Genomic DNA, 13,661 nt, shown 5'->3' on the forward strand with positions numbered 1-13,661 from the left:
CACCAGGGTCAGCGGGTTTCCGGGTCCACCGGGTCAGCGGGTCATCGCGAAGGGGCGGTTAAGGGTGAGTGCGTCGGGCACGGCTGCGGCCGGGCAGGTCGAGCACATGCTGCGCCAGGTGACGCCCGGGCGCTATGACGCCTACGAGGCGCTCCTGCGGGCGCTCGCCGCCGACCAGGTGTGGATGCTGCTCTGGCACGGCCAGGCCGGATCCCCCGACGCGCAGTACGGCAACATGGAAGTCGAGGGCCTTGGCTACGCACCGTGCGTGACCTCGGCCCAGGAGCTGTCCGCCAGTGGCTGGAACCGCTCGTACGAAGTGGTCGCCGGAGTCGACATCGCCCGCACCCTCTACCCCGACCACTACGGCCTCTGGCTCAACCCCCACGCCCCCGGCGGCGGCGTCGGCATCCCCTGGCTCGACCTGCGGCGCATCGCCTCCGGCCTCGACCTCCAGCCCGCGGGGCCGCTCAGGCTCACCGAGCCGACCATCGAGATCCCCCAGTTCTACGCCCTGCTCACGCAGAACGCCCACCGCACCCCCGCGGTCCGCTCGCTGCGCCGCGCCTGGGTCCAGCCGGCGCTCGGCGCCCCGTATCTGGCCATCGGCCTCGACGTGTACGACACCTCGCCGGCCTCCGTCGACGGGGTGCGCACGATGATGCAGCAGTCGATCGCCGCCGTCCCCGACGGGCTGCCCGTGTCGACCGTCGCGATGTCCGACGGTTACGACCCGGTGGCCATGTGGCTGCGCGCCAACGCCCGTCCGTTCTACGACCGCGAGGCCCAGCCCGCCCCGGCGCCCGCGGGTGGCTACGGCTACCCCGCTCAGTACTGAAACGGCCCCGTGACCCTTACGGGAAGGCCCTGAACCGGCCACCGCGGCTCGTATACCTGCCCTGACCGGCACAATGTCCGTTCTGATGGCGGAGGGGCCCTATGGGCTTCCGTGGTCCATTGCGACGCAACTGCCCCGTGTTCGCCCCTCGTTCACCTGCGTCCGGATAACGGAACACCTCGATCAGCATCACGGTTGCGCATCCTTTCCCCGTCAAGGCTGGTAACAGATCGCAACCGCGATGAAGACTCCCGCAGCAGGGGGCGCTTCGCCCCTTTGTACGACGGACTGATCACGTCGCTACAGCGGCAAGTGCGGGCCGGTCACCACCGGTTGAGAGGGGTCCCTGCCACGATGACGGCACCATTGCATGACACACCTGCGGACGTGGACCCGACAGCGGACGTCGCTCCCGCAGTTGGTGCAGGGGTGAAGAAGGTCGAGGGGCGGTCCCTCAAGCAGATCGCGTGGAACCGCCTGAAGCGGGACAAGGTCGCCCTGGCCGGCGGCATCACCGTGCTCGTCCTGGTCCTTGTCGCCGTCTTCGCGCCCCTGATCGTCTCCCTGCTGGGCCACCCGCCCAACGAGTTCCACCAGGACGAGCTGGAAGACCTCACGAACCTGCCCAAGGGCGCGTTCGGCGGCATGAGCTGGGACTTCCTCTTCGGAGTGGAGCCGAACAAGGGCCGCGACGTCTTCAGCCGGATCGTCTACGGCGCCCGCATCTCCCTGCTCGTGGCGTTCCTCGCCGCGGTGGTGGCCGTGGTGCTCGGCACCTTCTTCGGCATCATCGCCGGTTACTTCGGCGGCTGGGTCGACGCGCTGATCAGTCGAGTCATGGACGTGCTGCTCGCCTTCCCGCAGCTGCTCTTCGTGATCTCCCTGGTCTCGGTCCTCCCCGACGACCTGCTCGGCCTGACCGGCAGCGGCGTCCGCATCGCGGTACTGATCCTGGTGATCGGCTTCTTCGGCTGGCCCTACGTCGGACGCATCGTCCGCGGCCAGACCCTCAGCCTGCGCGAACGCGAGTACGTGGAGGCGGCCCGCAGTCTCGGCGGCGGCCAACGGCACATCCTCTTCCGTGAGTTGCTGCCGAACCTGGTCGCGCCGATCACCGTGTACGCGACCCTGATGATCCCCACCAACATCCTCACCGAAGCGGCGCTCAGCTTCCTCGGCGCAGGTGTACGCCCGCCGACGGCTTCCTGGGGCGGCATGCTCCGGGACGCTCTCGCGACGTACGAGCACGATCCGATGTTCATGGTCTTCCCCGGCCTGGCGATCTTCGTGACCGTGCTTGCCTTCAACCTCTTCGGTGACGGGCTGCGCGACGCCCTGGACCCCAAGGGAACTCGGTAAACAGCTCCAACTGGCTTGCCCCTGCCGCAGCGTCAGGTGGCTCTTCCCATGGTTCTTAAGGCAGCTAAAGCCAAGGACCGCGAATCTCGGAGGATGCGAGAAATGCCCACAGGTTCCTCTAAACGACGGTTGACCGCAGGCGCGGCCCTCGTCGTGGCGGCGCTGGTGACCACCACGGCGTGCGGCGGCGGCAGCGACGACGACGACAGCAAGGGTGCCGGTTACAACGCCGCCATCGGCAAGGTCGCGAACGCGTCGAAGAAGACGGGCGGAACGCTCAAGTTCATCGCCAAGCAGGACCTGGACTCGGCCGACCCGCAGCGTGCCTACTACGGCATGACGTGGGACTTCATGCGGTACTACACCCGCACGCTGATCACGTACGACACCAAGCCGGGTGCCGCGTCCAACAAGCTCGTCCCGGACCTCGCCGAGGACACGGCGAAGATCAGCTCGGACGGCAAGACCTACACGTACAAGCTGCGTGACGGCCTGACCTGGGAGGACGGCTCGAAGCTGACCTCCAAGGACATCAAGTACGGCATCGAGCGCATCTGGGCGACCAAGGTCATCACCGGTGGTCCCGGCTACCTGAAGTCCACGCTTGACCCCAAGGGCGAGTACAAGGGCCCCTACGAGGACAAGTCGAAGGACAAGCTGGGTCTGAAGGCGATCGAGACGCCGGACGACAACACCATCATCTTCAAGCTGCCCAAGAAGAACGGCGACTTCGAGCAGATGCTCGCGATGCCGTCGGGCACCCCGGTCAAGCAGTCCGAGGACACCGGCGCCAAGTACACCCAGCGCCCGTTCTCCTCCGGCCCGTACAAGTTCCAGAACTACAGCGCCGGCAAGAGCATCACGCTCGTCCGCAACAAGAACTGGAAGAAGTCGTCCGACCCGATCCGCCCGGCCCTGCCGGACAAGATCTCGGTCACCATCTCGGCGAACCTCGAAGAGAACGACAAGCGCCTGATGGAAGGCGACTACGACATCGACATGAATGGCACGGGCATGACCCAGTCGGGTCGTACCACCGCCATTCAGGACCACAAGGGCAACGTCGACAACATGCAGACGGACTTCGTCCGTTACGTCGCCCTGGTGACCAAGACGAAGCCGTTCGACAACGAGGCCTGCCGCAAGGCCGTCTTCTACGCCACGGACTTCGCGAGCCTCCAGAAGACCCGTGGTGGCCCGGTCGCCGCCGGTGAGATCGCCACCAACGTCTTCCCGAAGGCCATCAAGGGTCACGACGACTACGACCCGTACGGCATCGCCGAGCGCAAGGGCAAGCCGGACACCGCCAAGGCCAAGGCCGAGCTGAAGAAGTGCGGCAAGCCGGGCGGCTTCTCGACCAAGGTCTCGGCCCGCACCAACCAGCCGGGCGAGGTGGACGCCGCCACGGCGCTCCAGGAGCAGCTGAAGAAGGTCGGCATCAACGCCGAGGTCGACCAGATCGACGGCGCCGACTCCTCCAGCATCACCGGTTCCCCCTCGGTCGTGAAGAAGCGCGGCATCGGCATGACGATGGCGGGCTGGGGTCCTGACTTCCCGACCGGCCAGGGCTACGCCCAGCCGCTGTTCGACAGCCGCTTCATCAACGAGAACGGCAACTACAACGAGTCGCAGATCGACGACCCGAAGATCGACAAGTTCTTCGACGACGCGATCGCCACGGTCGACCCCGACAAGGCCGGTGAGATCTACACCAAGCTGGCCCACGAGATCGTCGACAAGGCCTACTGGATGCCGTTCCTCTACGAGAAGAACATCAGCTGGCGTTCCTCGCGGGCGACCAACGTCTACTCGTCCGCGGCGTACAGCGGTCGTTACGACTACGTCTCGCTCGGTGTCGAAGACGCGAAGTAGTACTCAGTAGCAACCGCCGCAAGGCCGTTGTCCCACCGCCGAATCCCGCCGAATCCCGCCAGTCCGAAGGGCAGGTGATGGCCCCGGGCGGTGGCCGGGACTCCTCACAAGGGGGTCCCGGCCACCGCCGGGCCGCGCACAGTGCTTGCTTATCTCATCCGGCGCCTGATCGCCGTCGTCATCATGGTGCTGGTCGTACTGCTCGCGACCTTCACCGTCTTCTTCATGCTGCCCAAGTGGGCGGGACAGGACATCGCCGTCCTCTTCGCCGGGAAGTCGTCCGGTGCCGAGCAGCTCGCGGGCATCCGGATCAAACTGGGTCTCGACGACCCGCTGCTCGTCCAGTTCTGGGACTTCGTCAAGGGCATCCCGATGGGGCGTGACTACGCCAACGGGGCCGACGTGACGCACTGTCCCGCCCCCTGCTTCGGATACTCCTTCCGTACCGAGGCGCCCGTCTGGGAGACCCTCAAGGACGCCCTGCCCGTCACCGCCGCCCTCGCGGCCGGCGCCTGCGTGCTGTGGCTGATCGCCGGTGTCGCCACCGGTGTGCTCTCCGCGCTCAAGCGGGGCACCATCTGGGACCGTTCCGCGATGATCACCGCCCTCGGCGGCGTCTCCCTGCCGATCTTCTTCACCGGCATGATCGCGATGGGGCTCTTCGTCCACACCCTCGGCTGGGTGGAGATCGAGGACACCCTCACCACCGAGGATCCGATCAACGTCTGGTTCGAGACGCTGATCCTTCCCTGGATCGTGCTCGCCTTCCTCAACGCCGCCATGTACGCGCGACTCACCCGCGCGACCATGCTGGAAGTGCTCGGTGAGGACTACATCCGCACCGCGCGCGCCAAGGGCCTCGGCGAGGCCGTCGTCATCCGGAGGCACGCGCTGCGCTCCGCCATGACGCCGATCCTCACCGTCTTCGGCCTCGACCTCGGTGTGCTCCTCGGTGGCGCCGTCCTCACCGAGTCCACCTTCAACCTGCCGGGGCTGGGCCTCGAGGCGGTCAAGGCCATCAGCAACAAGGACCTGCCGGTGATCCTCGGCGTCACCTTGTGCGCGTCGCTCGCGATCGCCCTCGCCAACCTCGTCGTCGACCTCCTGTACGCCGTCATCGACCCGCGAGTGAGGCTGGGATGACCGAACTGCACAAGACCGGAGCGGCCGTCGGAGAACCCGTCGCCGATGCGGTCGCTCCCACCGCCTTCCTCGAGGTGCGCGACCTCAAGGTGCACTTCCCGACCGACGACGGCCTGGTCAAGTCCGTCGACGGGCTCAGCTTCCAGCTGGAGAAGGGCAAGACCCTCGGCATCGTCGGCGAGTCGGGCTCCGGCAAGTCCGTCACCTCGCTCGGCATCCTCGGCCTGCACACCGCCGGTCAGTACGGCAGCCGCAAGGCGCAGCTGTCCGGCGAGATCTGGCTGAACGGCACGGAGCTGCTCAGCGCGGACCCGAACAAGGTGCGCAAGCTGCGTGGCCGCGACATGGCCATGATCTTCCAGGACCCGCTGTCCGCGCTGCACCCGTACTACTCCATCGGCACCCAGATCATGGAGGCGTACCGGGTCCACCACGACGTGGACAAGAAGGTCGCCCGCAAGCGGGCCATCGAGATGCTCGACCGGGTGGGCATCCCCCAGCCGGACAAGCGGGTCGACAGCTACCCGCACGAGTTCTCCGGCGGCATGCGCCAGCGCGCGATGATCGCGATGGCCCTGGTCAACAACCCCGAGCTGCTCATCGCGGACGAGCCGACGACCGCCCTGGACGTCACCGTCCAGGCGCAGATCCTCGACCTCATCCGGGACCTCCAGAAGGAGTTCGGCTCCGCGGTCATCATGATCACGCACGACCTGGGCGTGGTCGCCGAGATGGCCGACGAACTGCTCGTGATGTACGGCGGGCGCTGCGTGGAGCGCGGCACCGCCGAGAAGGTCTTCTACGAGCCGCAGCACCCCTACACCTGGGGCCTGCTCGGCTCGATGCCGCGCATCGACCGCGAGCAGACCGACCGTCTCGTGCCGGTCAAGGGCTCCCCGCCCAGCCTGATCAACCTGCCCGAGGGCTGCGCCTTCAACCCGCGCTGCCCCTACGCCGACATCCCCAAGGACCAGATCACGCGCCGCGAGCGACCCGACCTGCGCGAGGTCGTCCCGGGTCACTTCTCGGCCTGCCACATGTCGCAGGACGAGCGCACCCGGATCTGGACCGAAGAGATTGCGCCGAAGCTGTGAAAGACGACACGAAAGATCAGGCGAAGGGCCAGGAGATGACGATCCCGGCGCAGACGAAGGACTCGTCCGGGTCCGTGGAGCCGCTGCTCAAGGTCGACGGCCTGGTGAAGCACTTCCCCATCAAGAAGGGGCTGCTCCAGCGCCAGGTGGCGGCCGTGCAGGCCGTGGACGGCCTCTCCTTCGACGTACGTCCCGGTGAGACGCTCGGCGTCGTGGGCGAGTCGGGCTGCGGCAAGTCCACGATGGGCCGTCTGATCACCCGGCTGCTGGAACCGACCGCGGGGCGCGTGGAGTTCGAGGGCGTGGACATCACGCACCTGAACACCGGCAAGATGCGGCCGCTGCGCCGCGACGTGCAGATGATCTTCCAGGACCCGTACTCGTCGCTGAACCCGCGGCACACCATCGGCACGATCGTCGGTGCGCCGTTCAAGCTCCAGGGCGTCAAGCCCGAGGGCGGCCTGAAGAAGCACGTGCAGGAGATGCTGGAGCGCGTGGGGCTCAGCCCCGAGCACTACAACCGCTACCCGCACGAGTTCTCCGGCGGTCAGCGCCAGCGCATCGGCATCGCGCGTGCGCTCGCCCTGCGGCCCAAGCTGGTCGTGGCCGACGAGCCCGTCTCCGCCCTGGACGTCTCCATCCAGGCGCAGGTGGTCAACCTCCTGGACGACCTCCAGGACGAGCTCGGCCTCACGTACGTGATCATCGCGCACGACCTGTCGGTCATCCGGCACGTCTCGGACCGCATCGCGGTGATGTACCTCGGCAAGATCGTGGAGCTGGCGGACCGCAACGACCTCTACTCCACGCCGATGCACCCGTACACCAAGGCGCTGCTCTCCGCGGTGCCGGTGCCGGACCCCCGGCGGCGCGGCGTCAAGAGCGAGCGCATCCTGCTGCGCGGTGACGTCCCCTCGCCGATCGACCCGCCCACCGGCTGCCGTTTCCACACGCGCTGCTGGAAGGCTACGGAGATCTGCGCGAAGACCGAGCCGCCGCTGATCCCCCTCGCGTCCGGTCACCAGGTGGCGTGCCATCACCCGGAGAACGCCGAGGACCAGCAGCCGGGTGACACCAAGCTGCTCCAGGTCGCCAAGGAGGCGATCGACGTGGTCTCGGTGGTGAGCAAGGCGGAGGAGACGGCCGAGGAGGCCGCGACCCCGAAGAAGACGGTCGCGAAGGACACCTCCGAGGGCCCCTCCGAGGACGCTCCGGAAGCGGAGGCCAAGGGTCAGGCGCCAACCGGCCCGTAACACCTGATGACTTGGTAAAAATCAGGCACCAAGTCATGTACACGCCCATACGGGAGAGTGCAGAGTCTGCGTGTCCGTTTCACCGGAACACGCGCGAAGGGATGACTCATGGCACTCTCCCGTTCGGCACGTCTGGGGGCGCTGGCCACCGCCGCCGCCTCCTTCTGCTTGATCGCCGCCGCACCCGGGCCCCGACCGGGCTCCGACGGCGTGGGCGACCCGTACTTCCCGCAGCTCGGCAACGGCGGTTTCGACGTACGCCACTACGGCCTCGACGTGGCGTACGACCCCGGCACCGACCGCCTCGACGGCCGCACCACGATCACCGCGCGCGCCACCCAGGACCTCTCCTCCTTCGACCTCGACCTCCAGAAGCTCGAGGTGACGCGAGTCGAGGTGAACGGCAGACGCGCGCAGTTCACCCGCGACGGCGACGAGATCCGGATCAGCCCGCGCGACCACCTGCGCAAGCACAAGACGTTCACCGCGACCGTCACCTACGGCGGTGTGCCCGAGCCGCTGAGCGGCCCCATCGTCTTCGGCTCCGACTACGGCTGGATGAAGACCACCGACGGCGTCTTCGTCGCCTGCGAGCCCAACGCCGCCTCGACGTGGTTCCCCTCCAGCGACCACCCCTCGGACAAGGCCGCCTACGACATCCGCATCAAGGCGCCCAAGGGCCTGACCGGTGTCTCCAACGGCCGTCTGGTCGGCACGTACACCAAGGGCGGGCAGACCGTCGCCCACTGGCGTGAGACCAAGCCCATGGCGACCTACCTCGCGACCGCCACCATCGGGAAGTTCGACGTGAAGAAGGGCAGGACCCCGGCCGGCACCCCGATCTACGTCGCCATCGACCCTGTCCTGGAGAACAGCAACAACGTCGACGTGTACGGCGTCACGGCGGAGGTCACCGACCACTGGTCGAAGGTCTTCGGCCCCTACCCCTTCGAGGAGACCGGCGCGATCGTCGACGACATGCCGCAGGCGGGCTTCTCGCTGGAGACCCAGACCAAGCCGGTCTACTCCGCGATCCGCAGCGAGTCGACCATCGCCCACGAGCTGGCCCACCAGTGGTTCGGCGACTCGGTCACGCCCGAGAAGTGGCACGACATCTGGCTCAACGAGGGCTTCGCGACCTACTCCCAGTGGCTGTGGAGCGAGCACAAGGGCACCCAGACCGCCCGGGAGGCCTTCCTCGCCGGGTACGACGCACGGCCCGCCGACGCGCCCTTCTGGCAGATCGTCGTCGGCGACCCGCAGCGCGACACCATGTTCGCCTCCGCCGTCTACCAGCGCGGCGCGATGACCCTCCAGGTCCTGCGCGAGCGCATCGGCGACAAGGCGTTCTTCAAGCTGCTCCCGGCCTGGGCCGAGCGGCACCGGTACGGGAACGCGACGACCGCCGACTTCATCCGCCTCGCCGAGAAGATCTCGGGCAAGCAGCTCGACGGGCTGTTCCGGACGTGGCTGTTCACGAAGGGCAAGCCCGCCCTGTAGGGGCCCGCGCCGGCGGACAGGTAAGAATGGCGCGTGATCCAGGATCTGTTCAGTCCCTCCGTCCAGCACGCGCTCGACATCGTCGGAATCTTCGTCTTCGCGATCTCCGGCGCCCTGCTCGCCGTCCGCAAGAACTTCGACGTCTTCGGGATCGTCGTGCTCGCCGAGGTCACCGCGCTGGGCGGGGGGATCTTCCGTGACGTGGTCATCGGGGCGGTGCCGCCCGCCGCGTTCGTCGACCTCGGCTACTTCATCACGCCGCTGTTCGCCGCCGCCCTGGTGTTCTTCCTGCACCCGGAGGTGGAGCGCACCCAGCTCGCGGTGAACGTCTTCGACGCGGCGGGCCTGGGACTCTTCTGCGTCACCGGCACGACCAAGGCGTACGACTACGGCCTCGGCCTCACCGCGTCCGCCGCCCTCGGGCTCGCCACCGCCGTGGGCGGCGGCGTGCTGCGCGACATCATCGCCAACGAGGTGCCGTCCCTGGTCCGCTGGGACCGCGACCTGTACGCCGTGCCCGCCATCGTCGGCTCCGCGATGGTCGCGCTCTGCATCAACTACGACATCGTGAACGCCTTCACCAGCAGCCTCGCCGTGATCACCACCTTCGTCCTGCGGCTGCTCGCGCTGCGCTACCACTGGCGCGCGCCCCGGGCCTGGCACCGGCGCTCCACGGCGGTCGAGGTCGAGGAAGTCGGCTAGCGGACCGGTCCCGGGCGACCTGAGAGGGCCCGGTCCGACAGAAAAAGCTACCGCTCAGTAATTTCTTGTTGTACGTTGCCGGTATGGCAGAGGCAGCATCCATACCGGCAGCGGTGCCCGCGAGCATCGGCGACAGCGAGTTCGACCGCGACACCGCGGTCACCCGGCGGGAGCCCGGTGTCTACGACATCGATCTCTCCGCCGGATGGACGATCATCAACGCCGTCAACGGCGGCTACCTCCTCGCGGTCCTCGGCCGCGCGCTGGCCGACGCCCTGCCGCACGCCGACCCCTTCACGGTCTCCGCGCACTACCTCACGGCGTCCCACCCCGGGCCCGCCGTGATCCGCACGGACACGGCACGCGCCGGGCGGACCCTGTCGACCGGACAGGCCTCGCTCTTCCAGTACGACGACGAGGGGCGCGAGGTCGAGCGGATCCGCGTGCTCGCCTCGTACGGCGATCTGGCCGGGCTCCCCGACGACGTCCGTACGACGGCCAAGCCGCCCGCCCTGCCGCCCGTCGAGCAGTGCTTCGGGCCGCAGGACGCCCCGGACCACCGCCCGGTCCCCGGCAGTTCGGCGATCAGCGACCGGCTGTTCCTGAAGCTGGACCCCTCAACCCTGGGGTGGGCCCTTGGCCAGCCCTCCGGGAAGGGCGAGATGCGCGCCTGGTTCGGCCTCGCGGACGGCCGTGACGCCGACCCGCTGTCGCTGCTGCTCGCCGTGGACGCGCTGCCGCCCACCGCCTTCGAGCTCGGCATCTCCGGCTGGGTCCCGACGGTGGAGCTGACGGTGCACGTACGGGCGAAGCCCGCGCCCGGCCCGCTGCGGGTGTCCATCACCACGCGGAACCTCGCGGGGGGCTTCCTGGAGGAGGACGCGGAGGTCTGGGACAGCGCGGACCGCCTGGTCGCCCAGTCCCGACAGCTGGCGCGGGTCCGGCTGTCCTGAGCGAGACGTCGTCCCGGGAGGCCACCTCTCCGGGGCGGCGCTCTCCTGGCGGGCCGCACAACACCTCCGGGGTGCTTTTCTCGCGGGCCGCACAACACCTCCCGGGTGCTTTTCTCGCGGGCCGCACAAGCCAGGGGTCCGTCCGACGGGTCGGCGTCGGACGGGCTCCTCCCGCTGCCGCCTAGGCCGTCACCATGACGCCCAGGTAGGACACCCCCGCCACCACCGCCCACGCGCAAAGCCCCAGGGCGGCCACCCGCCCCCCGGTCCGGGTGAGCGAGGGCAGGTCCACCGCGGCGCCCAGACCGAACAGGGCCGCCGCCAGGAGCAGTTCCTGCACGTGCCCCGCCACGTCCAGCGCGCTCCCCGGCACCCACCCGGTGCTCCGTACCGCCACCATCGCCAGGAACCCCGCGACGAACAGCGGCAGCACCGGCGGCCGGCGCCTCCCCGTCCCGCGCGCGGCGGACCGCGCCCGCACGCGGAGCCCCACCACCGCCACCAGCGGCGCCAGGACCGCCACCCGCATCAGCTTCACCAGGACCGCGTCCCCCAGCGCCCCCGCCCCCGCGGTCTGCGCGGTGGCCACCACCTGGCCCACGTCGTGCACGCTCGCCCCGGCCCACCGCCCGAACTCCGCGTCACTGAGCCCCAAGGGCCCCTGAAGCAGGGGCAGGACGGCGATGGCGAGCGTCCCGCACAGCGTCACGAGCGCCACCGACACCGCCGCGTCCCGCTCCTCGCTCTCGGTGGCCTCACTGACCGCGCCGATCGCGGACGCGCCGCATATCGAGTAACCCGTGGCGATCAGGAGCGGCTGGTCGCCGGGCAGCCCCATCCGGCGGCCGAGCCACCACGTCCCGCAGAACGTCGCCGCGACCACCCCGAGCACCATCGCCACGGTCGCCCAGCCGAGGCCGAGCACGTCGTCCAGGCTCAGCTTCAGGCCCAGCAGGACGATGCCGGCCCGCATCAGCCGCTTCCCGGCCAGCGAGAGCCCCGCCTTGCCCCGGCCCCGTACGGCGGCGCGCACCCCCGGCACGTGCGCCGCGGCGAGCCCCAGCACCACGGCCGCCGTCAGCATCGGCACCGCGGGGACCACGGCGTGGACCGCCCAGGCCGCGACGACACCGAGCGCGGCCAGGGCGAGGCCCGGCAGGGGACGCGGGCCGGGAGGCGGTACCGGGGTGATCTGCTGGCGCTGCCCCAGAAGCGCCATCAGCGGTCGGCCGGCAGGTCGTACACCCGGCGCACGCTGGTGCCCAGGCGGGAGATGTCCGCGCCGTACACGTGCAGCGAGACCGCACGCTCCGTGCCGCCGTTCCACACCCGGTGGATGTCACCGGGCGGCGCGAAACCGCACACCGTGCCCTGCCGGTTGACCAGGTCCTCGGTGGCGACGAGCCGCGCCGGTGCGCCGGAGGCCGCCGGGACCAGCCGGTAGCGCCGCTCGTGTTCGGCGCCCCGGTGGACGCCGGTGACGCACCAGGAGACGTGGTCGTGGACCGGCGTGTGCTGGCCCGGCAGCCAGACGATGCCGACCACCGAGAAGCTGCCGTCGTGCTCGGCGTGCAGCAGATGCTGCCGGTAGCGCTCGGGATCGCCCTCGCACTGCTCGTCCACGAGCAGATCGGCCGCGCCCAGGTGCGGAGCGAGCCGCTCGCCGACCAGATACGCCGTCAGATCCGGGGGCAGCCCCCGGCCGACGGCCTCACGGATGCCGGAGACGAGGGCGTCCAGACGTCCTGTGCCGCGGGCCGCGCGGTACGCGGTGGTGGAGGTGGTCATAGGGGCAGCGTCCTGCGGCCCTTCCATTACGTCCAACGACAGTTTCTAAGCATCTCCCCAACTTCTGCTTATGGATGGGGGGCTGTGTGGCGGAGGTGCCGGACGTGCCGGACGAGCCGTACGGGCTCGGTGGGGTGGCCGGGCACGGTGGGGTGGCCCGGCACGGTGGGAAGGTCGGGCGCAGTAGGGCGGCCGGGCGAACGGCGCGTGCCCCGGCGGTGCTTCAGCAGCCCACGCGGTTCGCCGCGACCGCCTTCAGCTCGTCGAGCACCAGGGCCGTCGCGGGAATCCGCAGATGCTCCCGCAGCGCGTACGCCGAGACCTGCCGCCGTGACGCCGGATCGAGGGCCCGCCCTGTCACCTGCCGGTGGCGCAGGAAGTTCAGGACGAGCCCCGGCATCATCGCGATGCCGAGCCCCTCGGCGACCAGGCTCTGGATGACGAGGTTGTCGTCCGTGGTGAAGGCGATGTCGGGCGTGAAGCCCTGCTCGGCGCACTCGTGCAGGAAGTTGGCGCGGCAGCGCGGACAGCCCGCGATCCAGCGCTCGTCCGCGAGGTCGGCCAGACGCACCGAACGGCGCCGGGCCAGCGGGTGCCGGGAGGGCATGAGGACCGTCAGCTGGTCCTCCATCAGCGGGATCTCCACCACCTCGTCCGGCACGTCCTCGTGCAGACCGGGGTAGTGGAAGGCCAGCGTGATGTCGCAGTCGCCGTCCACCAGGCGCCGGAGCGACTCGGGCGGTTCGTTCTCCTGGAGTTCGACGCGCACGCCGGGATGGCCGGCCGCGAGCCGGGACAGCGCCTCGGGGATGAGGGTGGCGTTGGCGCTGGGGAAGGCGCAGATGCGGACGCGCCCGGTGCGCAGCCCCGTGATGGCGTTCATCTGCTGCTGGGCGGCGTCGATGTTGCCGAGGATGACCCCCGCGTGCCGGGACAGCGCCTCGCCCGCCTCGGTCAGCCGCATCCTGCGCCCGACGCGGGTGAACAGGACCGTGCCGACGGACCGTTCGAGCGCCTTCATCTGCTGGGTGATCGCGGGCTGCGTATAACCGAGCGAGCGGGCGGCGGCGGAGTAGGAGCCGGTCCGGACCACTTCATGGAATGACCTGATGTGCCGGGAATCGAACACTCCTGAATCATATGCATGATCCGGAGAGGG

12 protein-coding genes are annotated in these 13,661 nt (G+C 69.3%); 9 read left to right on the forward strand and 3 right to left on the reverse strand.

Features of this window, described 5'->3' with window-relative positions; translation table 11 throughout:
* The first annotated feature begins 64 nt into the window (after window positions 1-64).
* The 9 genes from QBL25_RS28445 to QBL25_RS28485 all read left to right on the forward strand — a co-directional run bounded on the left by QBL25_RS28445 (window position 65) and on the right by QBL25_RS28485 (window position 10,714).
* Window positions 65-838: an enhanced serine sensitivity protein SseB C-terminal domain-containing protein gene (locus tag QBL25_RS28445; protein ID WP_409059806.1), complete on the forward strand. Its 774-nt coding sequence runs from the start codon at window positions 65-67 to the stop codon at window positions 836-838.
* Window positions 839-1,192: 354 nt separating this feature from the next.
* Window positions 1,193-2,197, forward strand: a complete 1,005-nt coding sequence (locus tag QBL25_RS28450) for an ABC transporter permease (RefSeq protein WP_409059807.1) — start codon at window positions 1,193-1,195, stop codon at window positions 2,195-2,197.
* A 102-nt stretch (window positions 2,198-2,299) separates the two neighbouring features.
* Complete coding sequence (locus QBL25_RS28455; protein ID WP_409059808.1) at window positions 2,300-4,069, forward strand: ABC transporter substrate-binding protein; 1,770 nt, start codon at window positions 2,300-2,302, stop codon at window positions 4,067-4,069.
* Window positions 4,070-4,210: 141 nt separating this feature from the next.
* Complete coding sequence (locus QBL25_RS28460) at window positions 4,211-5,212, forward strand: ABC transporter permease (protein WP_409059809.1); 1,002 nt, start codon at window positions 4,211-4,213, stop codon at window positions 5,210-5,212.
* Window positions 5,209-6,306, forward strand: a complete 1,098-nt coding sequence (locus QBL25_RS28465) for an ABC transporter ATP-binding protein (protein WP_409059810.1) — start codon at window positions 5,209-5,211, stop codon at window positions 6,304-6,306. The genes QBL25_RS28460 and QBL25_RS28465 overlap by 4 nt, the downstream gene beginning before the upstream one ends.
* A 35-nt stretch (window positions 6,307-6,341) precedes the next feature.
* On the forward strand, window positions 6,342-7,559 hold the full coding sequence (locus tag QBL25_RS28470) for an ABC transporter ATP-binding protein (RefSeq protein ID WP_409059811.1): 1,218 nt from the start codon (window positions 6,342-6,344) through the stop codon (window positions 7,557-7,559).
* 108 nt (window positions 7,560-7,667) lie between these two features.
* Window positions 7,668-9,059, forward strand: coding sequence for a M1 family metallopeptidase (locus QBL25_RS28475; protein WP_409059812.1), 1,392 nt, complete (start codon window positions 7,668-7,670; stop codon window positions 9,057-9,059).
* A gap of 33 nt (window positions 9,060-9,092) precedes the next feature.
* A complete protein-coding gene (locus QBL25_RS28480; protein ID WP_409059813.1) occupies window positions 9,093-9,761 on the forward strand; it encodes a trimeric intracellular cation channel family protein in 669 nt (222 codons plus the stop codon).
* A gap of 83 nt (window positions 9,762-9,844) precedes the next feature.
* Window positions 9,845-10,714 (forward strand): thioesterase family protein, encoded by an 870-nt coding sequence (locus QBL25_RS28485; RefSeq protein WP_409059814.1) that lies wholly within the window; start codon window positions 9,845-9,847, stop codon window positions 10,712-10,714.
* 181 nt (window positions 10,715-10,895) lie between these two features.
* Here the strand turns inward: QBL25_RS28485 and QBL25_RS28490 are convergent, their stop codons facing one another.
* The 3 genes from QBL25_RS28490 to QBL25_RS28500 all read right to left on the reverse strand — a co-directional run bounded on the left by QBL25_RS28490 (window position 10,896) and on the right by QBL25_RS28500 (window position 13,631).
* Complete coding sequence (locus QBL25_RS28490) at window positions 10,896-11,933, reverse strand: YeiH family protein (protein WP_409059815.1); 1,038 nt, start codon at window positions 11,931-11,933, stop codon at window positions 10,896-10,898.
* Complete coding sequence (locus QBL25_RS28495; RefSeq protein WP_409059816.1) at window positions 11,933-12,502, reverse strand: cysteine dioxygenase; 570 nt, start codon at window positions 12,500-12,502, stop codon at window positions 11,933-11,935. Before QBL25_RS28495 ends, QBL25_RS28490 begins: the two co-directional genes overlap by 1 nt.
* Before the next feature lie 223 nt (window positions 12,503-12,725).
* On the reverse strand, window positions 12,726-13,631 hold the full coding sequence (locus tag QBL25_RS28500; protein ID WP_409059817.1) for a LysR family transcriptional regulator: 906 nt from the start codon (window positions 13,629-13,631) through the stop codon (window positions 12,726-12,728).
* Window positions 13,632-13,661 lie beyond the last annotated feature (30 nt).

Origin of the sequence: Streptomyces sp. SYP-A7185 (assembly GCF_046103685.1) — a bacterium.
GTDB lineage: Bacteria > Actinomycetota > Actinomycetes > Streptomycetales > Streptomycetaceae > Streptomyces.

Coding starts and splice junctions, on each gene's coding strand:
- QBL25_RS28450 (WP_409059807.1), top strand. CDS start 1,193: ATGACGGCACCATTGCATGACACACCTGCGGACGTGGACCCGACAGCG.
- QBL25_RS28455 (WP_409059808.1), top strand. CDS start 2,300: ATGCCCACAGGTTCCTCTAAACGACGGTTGACCGCAGGCGCGGCCCTC.
- QBL25_RS28465 (WP_409059810.1), top strand. CDS start 5,209: ATGACCGAACTGCACAAGACCGGAGCGGCCGTCGGAGAACCCGTCGCC.
- QBL25_RS28470 (WP_409059811.1), top strand. CDS start 6,342: ATGACGATCCCGGCGCAGACGAAGGACTCGTCCGGGTCCGTGGAGCCG.
- QBL25_RS28475 (WP_409059812.1), top strand. CDS start 7,668: ATGGCACTCTCCCGTTCGGCACGTCTGGGGGCGCTGGCCACCGCCGCC.
- QBL25_RS28485 (WP_409059814.1), top strand. CDS start 9,845: ATGGCAGAGGCAGCATCCATACCGGCAGCGGTGCCCGCGAGCATCGGC.
- QBL25_RS28490 (WP_409059815.1), bottom strand. CDS start 11,933: ATGGCGCTTCTGGGGCAGCGCCAGCAGATCACCCCGGTACCGCCTCCC.
- QBL25_RS28495 (WP_409059816.1), bottom strand. CDS start 12,502: ATGACCACCTCCACCACCGCGTACCGCGCGGCCCGCGGCACAGGACGT.